This is a genomic window from Ferrovibrio sp. (genome assembly GCF_017994015.1).
Taxonomy (GTDB): domain Bacteria; phylum Pseudomonadota; class Alphaproteobacteria; order Ferrovibrionales; family Ferrovibrionaceae; genus Ferrovibrio.
On sequence record NZ_JAGOLP010000008.1, the window covers coordinates 73,638 to 88,273 of the forward strand.

13 protein-coding genes are annotated in these 14,636 nt (G+C 62.9%); 7 read left to right on the forward strand and 6 right to left on the reverse strand.

Annotated elements, in window-relative coordinates:
• Window positions 1-9: 9 nt before the first annotated feature.
• The 3 genes from KBB36_RS06935 to KBB36_RS06945 are packed head-to-tail and all read right to left on the reverse strand — an operon-like array spanning window position 10 to window position 3,769.
• Window positions 10-1,698: an ABC transporter permease subunit gene (locus tag KBB36_RS06935; RefSeq protein WP_290978241.1), complete on the reverse strand. Its 1,689-nt coding sequence runs from the start codon at window positions 1,696-1,698 to the stop codon at window positions 10-12.
• Window positions 1,699-1,700: 2 nt separating this feature from the next.
• The gene (locus KBB36_RS06940; protein ID WP_290978242.1) at window positions 1,701-2,693 is read right to left on the reverse strand and encodes an ATP-binding cassette domain-containing protein; all 993 of its coding nucleotides are present in this window, start codon (window positions 2,691-2,693) and stop codon (window positions 1,701-1,703) included.
• A gap of 59 nt (window positions 2,694-2,752) precedes the next feature.
• Entirely contained in the window at window positions 2,753-3,769 is a 1,017-nt protein-coding gene (locus KBB36_RS06945) for an ABC transporter substrate-binding protein (RefSeq protein WP_290978243.1), read from the reverse strand.
• Between the two features lie 101 nt (window positions 3,770-3,870).
• On the opposite strand from KBB36_RS06945, the gene hisN reads away from it, so the two are divergent.
• The 5 genes from hisN to KBB36_RS06970 are packed head-to-tail and all read left to right on the forward strand — an operon-like array spanning window position 3,871 to window position 9,498.
• Window positions 3,871-4,665, forward strand: coding sequence for a histidinol-phosphatase (hisN, locus tag KBB36_RS06950; protein WP_290978244.1), 795 nt, complete (start codon window positions 3,871-3,873; stop codon window positions 4,663-4,665).
• Window positions 4,666-4,667: 2 nt separating this feature from the next.
• Window positions 4,668-6,041: a glutamine synthetase gene (locus KBB36_RS06955; protein ID WP_290978245.1), complete on the forward strand. Its 1,374-nt coding sequence runs from the start codon at window positions 4,668-4,670 to the stop codon at window positions 6,039-6,041.
• A gap of 12 nt (window positions 6,042-6,053) precedes the next feature.
• Window positions 6,054-7,436, forward strand: coding sequence for an aldehyde dehydrogenase family protein (locus KBB36_RS06960; RefSeq protein WP_290978246.1), 1,383 nt, complete (start codon window positions 6,054-6,056; stop codon window positions 7,434-7,436).
• An 18-nt stretch (window positions 7,437-7,454) separates the two neighbouring features.
• Window positions 7,455-8,630: an iron-containing alcohol dehydrogenase gene (locus KBB36_RS06965; RefSeq protein WP_290978247.1), complete on the forward strand. Its 1,176-nt coding sequence runs from the start codon at window positions 7,455-7,457 to the stop codon at window positions 8,628-8,630.
• 4 nt (window positions 8,631-8,634) lie between these two features.
• The gene (locus KBB36_RS06970) at window positions 8,635-9,498 is read left to right on the forward strand and encodes a type 1 glutamine amidotransferase (protein ID WP_290978248.1); all 864 of its coding nucleotides are present in this window, start codon (window positions 8,635-8,637) and stop codon (window positions 9,496-9,498) included.
• Here the strand turns inward: KBB36_RS06970 and KBB36_RS06975 are convergent.
• Window positions 9,455-10,774, reverse strand: coding sequence for an MFS transporter (locus tag KBB36_RS06975; RefSeq protein WP_290978249.1), 1,320 nt, complete (start codon window positions 10,772-10,774; stop codon window positions 9,455-9,457). The two genes, KBB36_RS06970 and KBB36_RS06975, sit on opposite strands and share 44 nt — an antisense overlap.
• A 41-nt stretch (window positions 10,775-10,815) precedes the next feature.
• Between KBB36_RS06975 and KBB36_RS06980 the strand changes: the two genes are divergently transcribed.
• A complete protein-coding gene (locus KBB36_RS06980; RefSeq protein ID WP_290978250.1) occupies window positions 10,816-11,853 on the forward strand; it encodes an LLM class flavin-dependent oxidoreductase in 1,038 nt (345 codons plus the stop codon).
• Between the two features lie 17 nt (window positions 11,854-11,870).
• Complete coding sequence (locus KBB36_RS06985; RefSeq protein ID WP_290978251.1) at window positions 11,871-12,278, forward strand: carboxymuconolactone decarboxylase family protein; 408 nt, start codon at window positions 11,871-11,873, stop codon at window positions 12,276-12,278.
• Window positions 12,279-12,281: 3 nt separating this feature from the next.
• Here KBB36_RS06985 and KBB36_RS06990 read toward each other — a convergent pair whose 3' ends face one another.
• Window positions 12,282-13,118: a hypothetical protein gene (locus tag KBB36_RS06990; protein WP_290978252.1), complete on the reverse strand. Its 837-nt coding sequence runs from the start codon at window positions 13,116-13,118 to the stop codon at window positions 12,282-12,284.
• A gap of 109 nt (window positions 13,119-13,227) precedes the next feature.
• Window positions 13,228-14,622, reverse strand: a complete 1,395-nt coding sequence (locus tag KBB36_RS06995) for an aspartate aminotransferase family protein (protein WP_290978253.1) — start codon at window positions 14,620-14,622, stop codon at window positions 13,228-13,230.
• Between the last annotated feature and the right edge of the window lie 14 nt (window positions 14,623-14,636).

Consider the following 14,636-nt stretch of genomic DNA (forward strand, 5'->3'; position numbering starts at 1 on the left):
GTTCCATCATCACGCCGCCTCGGGCAATCGGGTGCGGCGCTGTGCCAGATAGACCGTACCGCGCGCCAGCAGCAGCGCAGCGGCCACCACTGTCATGATCACGGTGGAGAAGGCGGCGGCCTGCGAGGTGTAACCGCCCTCGTCGAGCCGCATCACGGTGACGGCAGCCAGCATCAGCTTTGGCGTCACCAGGAAGATCACTGCGGAAAGCGTCACCATCGAACTCATGAACAGGAAGAAAAACACCGAGACCAGCGTGGGCAATATATAAGGCACATAAACATCCCGCACCACCGCCCAGGTAGACGCGCCGATGCAGGTGGCGGCTTCTTCCAGCGCCGGCGGAATCTGGCGCAGGCCGGTGGTCATCGTGGCAAAACCCTGGGTGTGGTAGTGATAGAAATTGCACATCGCCAGCAAGGTGGCGCTGCCATAAAGCAGCACCAGCGGTGTGCCGGGCTGGTTGAAGGCAAAGACATAGGCAAGGCCCAGCACCAGGCCGGGCACGGCGGCCGGCAGCATGGCGATGAAATAGATTACGCGCGCCAGGATATTGCCCTGCGGCCCCTGCATGCGTTTCAAGGCCACGGCCAGCAACAGCAGAAACACTGTGCCGAAGCCGGCAGCCGCAGCCGATACACCGATGCTGATCCAGAGTGGATCATAGCCGCCCGCCAGCTTGATATCGTAATGCCGCAAGGTGAAATCCAGCCGATAGGGCCACAGCCGCATGAAACTGGCATACACCACCACGCCCACCACACTGAGCGGCGCCAGCGCCAGCAGCCAGGCCAGCGTGCCGATGATGCCGTCGCGCCAGGGATCGCGGCCCGGCCGATAGGGCACGGCGGCTTCCGATTGTGTGCCGAACTGGCGCTGTGTTGCCAGTCGTTCAAAATAGAAGGCCAGCAAGGTGGGCAGCAGCAGCAGCATGCCCACCACGGCGCCGAGGTTAAGATTCATCTGGCCGATCACCTGATTATAGATCTCGATCGCCAGCACGGTGTAATCGCCGCCGATCACGGCGGCATTGCCAAAATCGGTGATGGTGACTGTGAAAACCACAAATACCGCGCTGAGCAGGCCATAGCGGATGTTGGGCAGGGTCAGGTCAACGAAGCGGCGCCAGCCCGAGGCGCCCATCACTTCCGCCGCCTCGAACAATCTTGCATCGGCATGGCGCAAGGCGGCGCCGATGATCATCGCCGCCTGCGGCAGGGCATAAAGCGTGTTGGCGATCAGCAGGCCCCAGAAGCCATAGATTTCGACATTCAGGCCAAAACTCTTGTTTATCAACCCGTTGCGGCCAAGCAGGAAGATCAGGCCCAGGCCCTGCACCAGTGATGGTGCGATGATCGGCAGCGAGATGATGGCCAGCAGCACGGCCTTGAGCCAGAGCCGGCAGCGATGCAGCGCAAAAGCCACCAGCAGGCCGAGCAGTACGGTGAGGAGCGTGGTGGCCAGGCCCATCACAAGGCTGTTCTGCAATGCCTTGAGAAAGCCGCGTGAACCAAGAATGCGCGTGAAATTGCCAAGGCCAAGTGCGCCATCGGGCTCCAGCAGGCTGCGATAGCCCATCATGCCGATCGGATAGGCGAAGAACAGCAGCAGGGCAGCGCCGGGCAGCAGCAGGCAGAACAGATTGAACAGGCGGTCGGCGCGATCCTGCGCCAGCGGCGGGCTCGGCTGCGCCGGCATGCTCAGGCCGCAACCCAGGCAGCGCGCGCCGGATCAACCGCGATCTCAACGCCATCACCGGGATTGAAGCTGGAGCGGCCATTCTGCTCCGCCACCAACGGGCCTAGTGGGGTTTCAAGCTTGAGCCGGGTGATGTTGCCCAGGAAGCTGACCGTCTGCACGGTGCCGAAACTGCCGGGTGCGATGCCAACATGCTCGGGCCGCAGGCAGAGCAGATGGTCGTTGCCCGGGCAGCCCTGCATCAATTCGGGCCGCGCCGCCGCCAGCCTTTCAGGCGCGATCAGGTTGCTCACGCCCATGAAATCGGCCACGAAGCGGGTGGCCGGATGCAAATACAGATCGGCCGGGCTGCCGGCCTGTTCGATGCGGCCCCGGCTCATGCAGATGATGCGGTCGGCCAGACTGAGCGCCTCCTCCTGGTCATGCGTCACCATCACGGTGGGGATTTGCAGGCGGCGCTGCAAATCGCGGATTTCCTCGCGCAGCTCGGCCCGCACTTTGGCATCCAGTGCCGAAAGCGGTTCGTCCAGCAGCAGCAAGGCCGGATCGGCGGCGATGGCGCGGGCCAGCGCCACACGCTGCTGCTGGCCGCCCGACAATTCCCAGGGAAAACGCTCGGCAATCTGCGGCAGCTTGATCAGTGCCAGCAATTCAAGCACGCGCGCGTTGATCTGCTCCCTGGACGTGCCGCGCAGTTTCAGGCCATAGCCGATATTGTCGGCAACGGTCATGTTGGGGAACAGTGAATAAGATTGAAACACAATGCCGAAGCCGCGCTGCCGCGCCGGCACCTGGGTCAGATCACGTCCGGCCAGGGTGAGGCGGCCGGCATCCATGGTCAGCAGCCCGGCGATGATGCGCAAAAGCGTGGTCTTGCCGCAGCCGGAGGGGCCGAGCAGGCAGACGAACTCGCCGGCAGCAACACCCAGCGAGACATTGTCCAATGCCACAAGCGGGCCGAAACTCTTGCGCACGCTGTCGAGAACCAGATGCATCGGATACCCATCATGCAGAAAAAAGCCCCGGACAAAAAACTGCCCGGGGCTGGCAGGCCTCAGCGGCCGATTTCCTTGTTCCAGCGTGCCAGGATGGCATCGCGCTGTTGCGCCGAAGCCGCGAAATCCATCTTGTAGAGAATGCTGCCCGGATCTTCCGGCATGCCGGCCTCGCGCGCCACCTTGCCCGGTTTGAAGCCCGGCAGTGTCACCAACTCCTTGTACTTGCCATACAGCCCGGCGGCATTGGCCGAGAGTGTCCAGTCGAGGAATTTCTTTGCATCAGCCTTGTTCTTCGATGCAGCCATCAGGCCGGAGGCTTCCAGTTCATAGCCGGCGCCTTCGGCCGGCAGCACCATGGCCAGCGGGAAGCCTTCCTCGATCGACTTGATCGCAGCGAAAGCCAGGGAAGTGCCGATGGCGAATTCGCCGGCCCGGGCCTGGCGGCAGGGCCGCGAGCCGGACTTGATATATTGATTGACGTTGCCATCAAGCTGCTTGAGGAAGGCCCAGCCCTTTTCCTCGCCCATATTCTGGAGGATCGACACGATCTGTAGATAGCCGGTGCCGGACGATACCGGGTTCGGCATGGCGATTTCGCCCTTGAAGGCTGGATTAAGCAGGTCGGCCCAGCTTTTCGGCATCGGTAGGTTCTTCTGCTTCAGGCGTTCGGTATTGACGCAGAAGGCGCCGATATAGCCGGTGGCGGCAAACCACTTCTTGTCGGCGGCGACATAGGCGGCGCCCATCTTTTCGCTGCCCTTGGCGGCATAGGGTTCCACCAGGGCCAGCACGCGCGGGTCCATCATGTTGGTGACGGCCCAGCCCCAGATCACGTCATGCTGCGGATTGCCGGCTTCAGCCAGAATGCGGGCGCCGAGATCGCCGGTGGACAGGCGCAGCACATTCACGGTCACGTCCGGAATGTCTTTCTTGGCCTGGGCCACATAATCGGCGATTTCGTCTTCTTCCAGCGCGGTATACACGGTGATCGAGCCGGCCAGTGCCGTGTTGGCGATTGTGGCCGCTGCCAGCAGCAAAGTACCTGCCGCCCAGCCAAAAATTTTGTGCTGCATGGTAATCCCCCTGTTATGTAGCGAATTCTGGCACGAATTCTTGCAGAGAACCGGAAAGCCGTCTATATAAAAACCACACATAAATCCACAAAACACCAAAAATGCCACTCGCCACCCATCCCGCCAGCCCCCATTCCCACCGTGCCACGGCCGAAGCCCTGGCGGCGGCGGCGCGGCCGATTGCCAAGCAGTATTTCAGGCAGAAACTGGCGGTTGAGCATAAGGCGGATGACAGCCCGGTAACCGTGGCAGACCGTTCCATCGAAGCGGCGATGCGCTCGATTCTGACCGAGCGCCACCCGGATCATGCAATTTTTGGCGAGGAGCATGGCGCCGAGCGGCTGGGCGCCCGTTTCACCTGGGTGATCGACCCGATCGACGGCACCAAGAGTTTTGTTACCGGCCTGCCGCTATTCGGCACCCTGGTGGCTCTGCTGGAAAACGGCGTGCCGCGCCTGGGCCTGATCGACATGCCGGTGCTGAGCGAAACCTGGATCGGCGAGGCCGGCCAGCCGACGCGGTTCAACAATGCGCTTTGCCGCGCCAGCGGCTGCACCGATCCGGCCGAAGCAGTGCTTTACGCCACCTCGCCGGATATGTTCGAGGGCGCGTCCCGCGCCGGCTTCGAGCGGGTCAGCCAGACGGTGCGGCTGCGGCGTTTTGGCGGCGATTGTTACGCTTATGGCCTGCTGGCGGCCGGCCATGTCGATCTGGTGATCGAGGTTGGCCTGCAACCCTATGATTATCTGCCGCTGGTGGCGGTGATTGAAGGGGCGGGCGGTGTGGTCACTGACTGGGCCGGCCAGCCGCTCGGTCTTGCTTCGGATGGCCGCGTGGTGGCGGCGGCCTCGCCGGCATTGCATCAATGGGCGTTGCGCACGATCAACGGGGGATGAGCATGGCGTTGTTACCAAGGCAGGTGAAGACGGCGAGCGACGCACGCCGTATCGTCACCGAGCGTAAGATCGACCGGGTCAAGGTTGGTGTCTTCGACGTTGATGGCGTGCTGCGCGGCAAATATATCTCGACCGAGAAATTCCTCTCGGCGCTGGATAGCGGCTTCGGTTTCTGCGACGTGGTGCTGGGCTGGGATTCCAATGACCAGCTTTATGACAATGTGCAATATACCGGCTGGCACACCGCCTATCCCGATGCGCCGGTGCGGGTGCTGCCGGATACCTGCCGTGAGATTCCGTGGGAGCCGAATACCCTGTTCTTTCTCGGCGAATTCTCGCCGCCGGCCGAAACTGTCTGCCCGCGTGCCGTGCTGCGTCGGGTGCTGAGCCGCGCCGACAGCCTGGGCTACAAAGTGCTGGGCGCCTGTGAATTTGAATTCTTCGTGTTCGACGAAACGCCGCATTCGATTCGGGAAAAGGGCTATCGCGGCCTTAAGCCGATCACGCCGGGTTTTTTCGGCTATTCGGTGCTGCGCAATTCGGTCGAGTCGGGGCTGTACCACGATCTGATCGATCTCGGCATCAAGATGGATTTCCCGCTGGAGGGCCTCCATACCGAAACCGGCGCCGGCGTGCTGGAAGCCGCGATCACGGTGGATGAAGCGCTGAAGGCGGCCGACAAGGCTTCGTTATTCAAGACCTTCACCAAGGCGTTGTTGCAACGCCAGGGCCGCATGGCCACCTTCATGGCGAAATGGTCGCATGATTGGCCAGGCCAGAGCGGCCATATCCATCTGTCGCTGAAGAAGAAGGATGGCAAGACCGCTTTCCACGATCCGAAGCAGCCGCATAACATCTCCGACACGATGCGGCATTTCATCGGCGGCCAGCAGGCTTTGCTGCCGGAACTGCTCAGCATGGTGGCCTGCACGGTGAACAGCTACACCAGGCTGATCCCGGGTTTCTGGGCGCCGACGCAAGCCTCATGGGGCGTTGAGAACCGCACCACAGCGTTGCGCGCCATTCCCGGCTCGGCCAAGTCACAGCGTGTGGAATTCCGCATCGCCGCTGCCGATATCAATCCCTATATCGCCATGGCCGCCGCCATCGGTGCCGGCCTCTGGGGTGTGGAAAACAAGATCGAGCCGACCCCGGCCCTGCAAGGTAATGCCTATGCGGTGGACTTGCCGGCGAAATACCAGTTGCCACGCACGCTGTTCGAAGCGGCAGGGCGGCTCAGGAAAAGCAAGCCGGCGCGCGATCTGTTCGGCGATGCCTTCGTGGAGCATTATGCCGCCAGCCGCGAATGGGAGGAGCGGGAATACCGCAAGGCGATCACTGACTGGCAGTTGGCGCGCTATTTCGAAATCATCTGAGGCAGATTTGTCATGTTGAAATGCATCAGCCCGGTGGATGGTCGGGTCTATGTGGAGCGGGAATTGAGCGGCGGCGCGGCCATCGAGGCCGCTTTGGCTAAGGCGGAGGCTGCCGGTGCTGCTTGGCGCGCCACGCCGCTTGAACAGCGGCAGCAGCTATTGCGCAAGGCGGTGGCGGCTTTTGTCGCCAATGGCCCGGCCATTGCCGAGGAACTGACCTGGCAGATGGGCCGCCCGCTCGGCCAGACGCCGGGCGAGGTGCGCGGATTCAACGAGCGCGCCAGCTACATGATCGATATCGCGCCCGCGGCGCTGGCCGATGTGGTGCCAGCGGCGAAAGACGGTTTCACCCGCTATATCCGGCGTGAGGCGCATGGCGTGGTATTTGTCATCGCGCCCTGGAATTATCCCTATCTTACCTCGGTGAATGCGGTGATTCCGGCCTTGCTGGCCGGCAATACCGTGCTGCTCAAACATTCACACCAGACGCCGCTTTGTGCCGAACGTTATGCCGAAGCCTTCCGCGCTGCCGGACTGCCCGATGGTGTGTTCCAGTATCTGCATCTCAGCCATGCCGATACCGAAGTGGCGATGCGTGATCCGCGCGTAGGCTTTGTCGCTTTCACCGGTTCGGTGGCGGGCGGCGCCGCTGTGCAGCATGCCCTGGCCGACCGCTTCATCGGCGCCGGCCTGGAATTGGGCGGCAAGGACCCGGCCTATGTGCGCGAAGATGCCGATCTGGCGCATGCGGTGGAAAATCTGGTGGATGGCGCCTTCTTCAATTCCGGGCAATCCTGCTGTGGCATAGAGCGCATCTATGTGCATGAAAAACTCTACGATGCTTTTGTTGATGGCTTCGTTGATCTGACCAAAAAATACGTGCTGGGCGATCCGACCCAGGCCGGCACCAATCTTGGCCCGATGGTGCGCGCAAGTGCTGCGGATTTTGTGCGTGGCCAGGTGGCGGAAGCGGTGGCGCGTGGCGCCCGCAGCCTGATCGATCCGGCGCTGTTCGCGGCCAACCGTGAAGGTTCGCCCTATCTGGCGCCGCAGGTGCTGGTGGGCGTTGATCACTCGATGCGGCTGATGAGCGAGGAAACCTTCGGCCCGGCCATCGGCATCATGAAGGTTGCTTCTGACGCGGAAGCTATACGCCTGATGAATGACAGCGAATATGGCCTCACGGCGGCAATCTGGACCCGCGATGCCGGGGCTGCGGAACAGCTTGGCCAGTTGATCGAGACCGGCACGGTGTTCATGAACCGCTGCGATTATCTTGACCCGGCACTGGCCTGGACCGGGGTGAAGAATTCCGGCCGCGGCTGTACGTTATCATCGGTCGGGTTCGAATCGCTGACCCGGCCGAAATCCTTCCATCTCCGTCTGCACACCTGATTTTCTGGAGTCCGCCCCATGCTTACCGGCCCCACACTCACCGGCAAATGGAATTATCCCACCACGATGTGGGTCGGCCCCGGCCGTATCAGGGAATTACCGCAAGCCTGCCGCAGCCTCGGCATGCAGCGTCCGCTGCTGATTACCGATGCCGGCTTGGCGGATGCGGCGATGATCCGCGCCGCAATCAGCGGCAACATGGCCGCCGGCCTGCCCACCGGCCTGTTTGCCGGCGTGAAGGGCAATCCAACCGGTGCCAACGTGGATGCCGGCGTGGCCGCTTTCAAGGCCGGCAAGCATGATGGCGTGATCGCCTTTGGCGGCGGCAGTGCGCTGGATGCGGCCAAGGCGGTGGCGCTGATGGTGGGCCAGGATCGTCCGCTCTGGGATTTTGAGGATGTTGGCGATAATGCCGACCGCGTGAACGTGGCCGGCATGGCGCCGGTGGTGGCGGTGCCAACCACGTCGGGCACCGGTTCGGAAGTTGGTCGCGCCTCGGTCATCACCAATGAAGACAGCCATGAGAAGAAGATCATCTTCCACCCGCGCATGCTGCCGGGATTGGTGATTGCTGACCCCGAACTCACCGTGGGCCTGCCGCCGCATATCACGGCAGCCACCGGCATCGATGCCTTCATCCATTGTTTCGAAGCTTATTGCGCACCGGGTTTTCATCCGATGGCCGAAGGCATCGCGCTGGAAGGCATGCGGCTGTGCAAGGATTACCTGCCGCGCGCCTATCGCGACGGCACGGATATCGAGGCGCGCTCGCGCATGCTGGCCGCGGCCTCGATGGGGGCTGCGGCCTTCCAGAAGGGCCTGGGCGGCGTGCATGCCCTTGCGCACCCGATCGGCGCGGTTTACGACACCCATCATGGCCTCACCAACGCCGTGCTGCTGCCTTATGTGATGCAGCATAACAAGCCGGCCATTGCGGCGCGTATGGCTTTGCTGGCCCGTGTGCTCGATCTGCCCGGTGCGGATTACGATGCGGTATTCCGCTGGGTGCTGGCCTTCCGCAGCGAATTGGGCATCCCCAACAGCCTGGCCGAGATCAAGGTGCCGCTGGATCGGGCGGCCGAGATCGGCCGCATGGCCGAGGCTGATCCCTCGGCCGGCGGCAATCCCTGCCCGGTGGATGCGGCGGCTTTGGAGGCGATTTTCCGCAAGGCGGTGGCCGGCGATCTGAGCTGAGAGCATGGCACCCCGGATTCTTGTGGTGGATGGCAACACCGCCGCCACCAATGCCGCCAATAGCCGCGCCGGCGGCTCGGCCAGCGGGCCGCGTTATGCAGCTGTGCTGCGCGGCATCTGCCCGGCGGCGGATATCGCCATCGTGCAGCCTGCCGATGGGCCGCTGGCTGCGCTGGCGCTGGGTGCATTCGATGGTGTCGCCTTCACCGGCTCGGCGCTGAATGTCTATGACATGTCGCCGGAAATCACCCGTCAGATTGATCTGGCCAAGGCGGCTTTGGATGCCGGTTGCAGCCTGTTCGGCTCGTGCTGGGGCTTGCAGGTGATCGCCACGGCCCTTGGCGGCCGGGTGCATAAAAATCCGAAAGGCCGCGAGATTGGCATTGCACGCCGCATCCAGCGTAGCGCGGCCGGTGGCGCGCATCCTTTGCTGGATGGCAAGGGGGCGGTGTTTGATGCCATCTGCGTGCATCTGGATGAAGTGGTGGAAGTGCCAGCCGGCATGAGCGTGCTGGCCGGCAATGCGATCAGTGATGTGCAGGCGGCCAGTTATGGCGATGCCCTGGCCGGGCCGCATGCCTGGGCGGTGCAGTATCACCCGGAATATGATTTCAACGAAATTGCCGCGGTGATGCAGCGTTACGGCAAGCACCTGCTGGCAGATGGATTATTTGCCGATGCAGCGGCGTTACAGCGCTATCTTGGTGATCTCCGCGCCCTGCATGCCGATCCCGCGCGCCACGATCTGGCCTGGGCGCATGGCCTGGACGGCAGTGTGCTGGAGCGCAGTCAGCGCGAGCGCGAATTGGCCAACTGGATAAACTTCATTCTGTTGCCGCGCGCCGAGAACCGCGCCGCTCGATCCTGAGCCGCAGCCGCGCCTGGCGTGCCGGGCCAAGCGGATAACGCAGCATCAGCAGTATGGCGGCCAGCTTGAAGCCGACCGGCGCCAGGCAGTAGAGCGCGGTAAGGCCAAACAGCGCCGCAGCGCTATTGTTGCCCTGGGCCGAAAAGCCGAACAGATCAAGCAGCGGGAAGGCGATGCCCACCGCTGCCGCCAGTGCTGCCTTGGTGGCCATGCCCCAGAGGGCAAAAAACAGCCCGGCGCGCTGGCGGCCATGGCGGGCTTCGTCCAGATCGATCACATCCGCCTGCATAGCCGGTGGCAATGCCAGATCTGCGCCCAGGCTGAGGCCGGTCAGAACCGAAATGGCGATGAACCAGGCGCCATCGCCGGGGCCAAGCAGTGGCACCAGCAGAAAAAAGCCGCAGGTCCACAGCATGGCGCCACACCAGACCCGGTGTTTGCCAAAGCGGCCGGCAAGCCACAGCCATAGCGGCACGGCGGCAATGCCGGCGGCGAAATAGGCCAGCAGCACGGCGCCTGCCAGTTCCGGCATGTGCAGCACATGGCTGACATAAAGCAACACCAGCGTGGCCGGCAGGCCATTGGCGGTGCCGTTCAGCAGCCAGGCCAGCAATAATCTGCGGAATGGGCCGTTGCGCCAAAGCTGCCGCAACGCGGCGCGGTCCAAGGGGGCAGTGGCGCTAGCCGTCTGATCGCCATGGCGCAGCCGCAGGCAGGCCAGCAGCACTGCCGGCGGCAGCAGCACGCTGATGGTCAGCGCCAGGGCGGCCAGGCCATGTTGCGGTAGCAGCGCCGGGATCAGCACCGCAATCAGCGTGCCAGCCACAATCAGGGCTTCGCGCCAGCCGGTGATGCGGGTGCGTTCGGCATAATCCGATGAAAGTTCGGCGCCCCAGGCAAGATAGGGGATTTGCAGCATGGCGGCGCCGAGATAAAGCAGCATGGTCCATAGCAGCAGATGCTGCCAGCCGGCGCCTTCAGGCGGCATAAACAGCATCCAGGCGCTGAGCAGGATCGGCACCAGGGCGCCGATCAGCCAGGGCTTGCGCCGGCCAAGGCGGCTCCGGGTGCGGTCGCTGAGCCAGCCGATTGCGGGGTCGATGGCGATATCCCACAGCCTTGCTGCCAGTAACACACCGCCGACAACGCTGAGGCCCAGGCCAACCTGTTCGGCATAGAAGGTGGGCAGATGCACATAAAGCGGCAAAAGCAGCATGGCGCCGGGCAGGCCGGGTGCGGCATAAGCCAGAAGCTGAAAGCGGCTGAGGCGGGTCACAAGGCTTAAGATAGGCCCGTGCTGGCTCTGGGCAAACCGGATTGCCGCGTTATCTTGCCGGCATGCTGAAATTATCCATTCTTGATCAATCCACCGCCGCTGCCGGACGCGGCCAGGACCAGGCTATTCGCGAGACCCTGGCGCTGGCGGAACAGGCCGAGGCGCTCGGCTATCAGCGCTTCTGGGTTTCCGAGCATCACAATCATGACAGCATCGTTGGCACCGCGCCGGAAATCCTGATGGCGGCGATTGCAGCGCGCACCAGCCGCATCCGCATCGGCAGCGCCGGGGTGATGCTGCCGCATTACAATGCGCTGAAAGTGGCGGAGCAATTCCGCGTGCTGGATGCGCTTGCGCCGGGCCGTATCGATATCGGTGTTGGCCGCGCGCCGGGCGCTGATCGCCGCACCGCCTATGCGCTCAACCCGCATGCGCATATGAGCGAGGCCGATGAATTCCCGGCCCAGGTGCGTGACCTGGAAGGCTGGCTGGCCGGCTATACGCCAGCCGAAGGCGATCCGCGCCATGGCATCCGCGCCCTGCCGCAAAGCCCGACCAGGCCGGATTTATGGATGCTCGGCTCGTCGAATTACGGCGCGCAACTGGCGGCGCATTTTGGCCTGCCTTATTCGTTTGCCTATTTCATCACCGATGGGCGCGGCGCCGACGAAGCACTGGAAATCTACCGGCGCTATTTCAAGCCGGGCCAGGCTTTGACCCGGCCGCTGGCTTCGGTTTGTGTCTGGGCGCTGGCGGCGGAAACCCGGGCTGAGGCCGAGCACCAGTTCATGACCCGGGCGCGCTGGCGCCAGGCGCGGGATCGCGGCGAATTGCTGGCGCTGCAAACCCCGGAAGCCGCTTTGGCCTATGACTACAGCCCGGCCGAACGTGCCAAGCTGGAGCGCGACCGACAACATGCGCTGATCGGCACACCGGCTGAACTGGGCGCGCGGCTGCGCAAGCTGGCGGCTGAATTGCAGGTGGAGGAATTGGTGATCCTGACCTGGACCCACGATCCGACCGTGAAGCTGAAAAGCTATCAATTGCTTGCCAGGGAATTTAACCTGAGCGGATCATAAGCGGAGGAACAGCAAACATGTCGGTGAAGGAAACCAAGGAATTGTTCGAGGCCGGCTTGAAGGTGCGGCGCGAGGTGCTGGGCAGCGATTATGTTGATGGCTCGCTGGCCAAGGCGACCGACTTCACCATGACCTTCCAGCATGTCACCACTGAATTCTGCTGGGGCTATGTCTGGGATCGGCCGGGGCTGGAGCGCAAGACGCGCTCAATGCTGAACCTGGCTATGCTGACCGCGCTGGGCCGCACGCCGGAACTGAAGCTGCATGTGCGCGGCGCCATCACCAATGGCGTGACGGTGGACGAAATCCGCGAAATCCTGCTGCAAGCCACGATCTATTGCGGCATTCCGGCCGGCCTGGATGCCTTCAAGGCCGCCAATGAAGTGCTGGTGGAACTGGGCGAAGTGAAGCCCGCCGCAGGCTGATTTTTAATGGCTGCCGTTCAATGAACGGTGCAGCACATCCAGCATGTTGCGCGGGATCGGATCCTGGCCGTTGAGGATCAGGGTCAGGGCGATGCGGGTCACGCCCATCTTGCTGGCGATGTTGTCGAGCGACAGGCCCTTGGTGCGGCAAACCTGGGTCACCACGTCGAAGCTGCCTTTTGACAGGAACAGGCGGCCCCATTCGTCGCGGTGTTCCAGCTTCACCACGGCCGGCAATGGCACCTGCTTGGGCGGTGGCGGCGCGGCGGGGGCCACGGCGCCGCCGCGCACTTTGGCAGTGGTCGGTGTGGGCGGGCGGCTGCGGGCGAGCGGGCGCTGATTGGGGTCGCGCTCAAACACTTCCAGTTCCGGCGAGCGATCAAGCAGCATCTGCAACATGGCGCGCATATGCTGCATCAGCTCGTCGGCCGAACCATCGGCATTCGGGCCGTCTGACAGCATCTGAGCCAGTTCGCCAAGCCGCCGCAGGCGGGCCGAAAAGAATTCGCGCGCCCCATAGGGCAGCGGCGCCTGGGCCTCAATCAGCCCCTCCAGATAACTCTGGGTAATGTCGATTTCCATTTTCAGGATTTTGGCGCGGATCTGGGTCACATAGCGGCGCAATTCGTCGCGCCGGTCGGATTTCAGCAGGGTCAGCCGGCCTTCGGCCACCTCGGCGGATTGATGGAAGTCGTCGATCATGGCGCTGAAACGACGGAATCCCATCACATTGTCGCGCCGTTCGGCCGGATTTTCCGTGAATTTGAAAATCTGCATCGCCCGCGCCTCAATGCGCGAAACGAGCTCGTTCCCTTCCTGGGTATGCTGATCGATCATCATGCTGAGATTATGCGTTCTGGCAATCTATGGGCTGTGTTCTACAGCCAAGGATAGCATGGGGTTTTCGCCGCCCCAAGCCATCACATGACATTTATATGCTGCCACTATTTCAGGCAGCGGGGCGCAGCCCCTCGGCGGATATCCAGGCTTCGGTGCGGGCCAGGGCGCGCTCAAAACGGTCAAACATTTCGTCGATTTCGCTTTCGGTGATGATCATTGGCGGGCAGAAAGCCAGCGCATCACCAGCCAGGGAGCGCTGGATCAGGCCTTCTTCCTGGGCAAAGGCGGCGCAGGTGGCGCCCACTGCCTTGGCCGGATCAAAATTCTGCCGGGTGGTTTTGTTGGCCACCAATTCCACCGCGCCGATCAGGCCGACGCCGCGTGCCTCACCCACCAGAGGATGATCGGCCAGGCGGCGCAAGCGGGCCTGGAAATGCGGCGCAACTGCCGCGACATGGGCGTAGATGTTACGTTCCTCATAGATTTGCAGGGTGCGCAAGGCCACCGCCGCCGAAACCGGATGGCCGCCATAGGTGAAGCCATGGCCAAAGGTGCCGATGGTGCCGGATTGGTCGCGGATCGCCTCGTAAACCGGCTCCGAGATCAGGCAGGCGGCAATCGGCAGATAGGCCGAGGAAAGCTGCTTGGCACAGGAGATCAGGTCGGGCTGGTAATCCAGTGTCTGGCTGCCCCACACATTGCCGGTGCGGCCAAAACCGCAGATCACTTCGTCGGATACGCTGAGGATATCGTATTTGCGCAACACCGCTTGCATTGCCGGGTAATAGCCCGCCGGTGGCACGATCACGCCGCCGGCGCCCAGTACAGGTTCGGCAAAAAACGCGGCCACGGTATCCGGCCCTTCGCGCTGGATGAACTCATCCAGATTGCGGGCCAGGCGGGCGGTGTATTCGGCCTCGCTCTCGCCCGGTTCGGCGTTGCGGTAGTAATGCGGGCAATCAACATGCTTCACGCCGGCAATCGGCAGATCGAAGGCGCGGTGGTTGGCCGGCAGGCCGGTCAGGCTGCCGGAAGCGATGGTGACGCCGTGATAGCCGCGCTGGCGCGACAGGATGGTCTTTTTCTTCGGCCGGCCGATGGCATTGTTGTAATACCAGATAAATTTCATCTGGGTGTCGTTGGCTTCCGAGCCGGAATTGACAAAAAACACCTTGGAGACCGGCACCGGCGACAGGCTTTTCAGCTTCTCGGCCAGGTCAATCACCGGCCCGGCGCTCTTGTGGCCGAAAGTATGGTAGAAGGGCAGCTTGCGCATCTGCTCCACGGCGGCATCCACCAGGGCAGGCTCGTCGAAGCCCAGCCCGGCGCACCACAGCCCGGCCATGCCCTCGATATATTCCTTGCCGCTGTCGTCATAGACATAGATGCCCTTGCCACGCTCGATCACCAGCGGCCCGGCCTTCTCATGTTTCACCAGATTGGTATAGGGGTGCAGCACATGGGCGATGTCGCGGGCTTGCAGCGAATTAGGCAGATGGGTCATGTCGAATTCCTCCG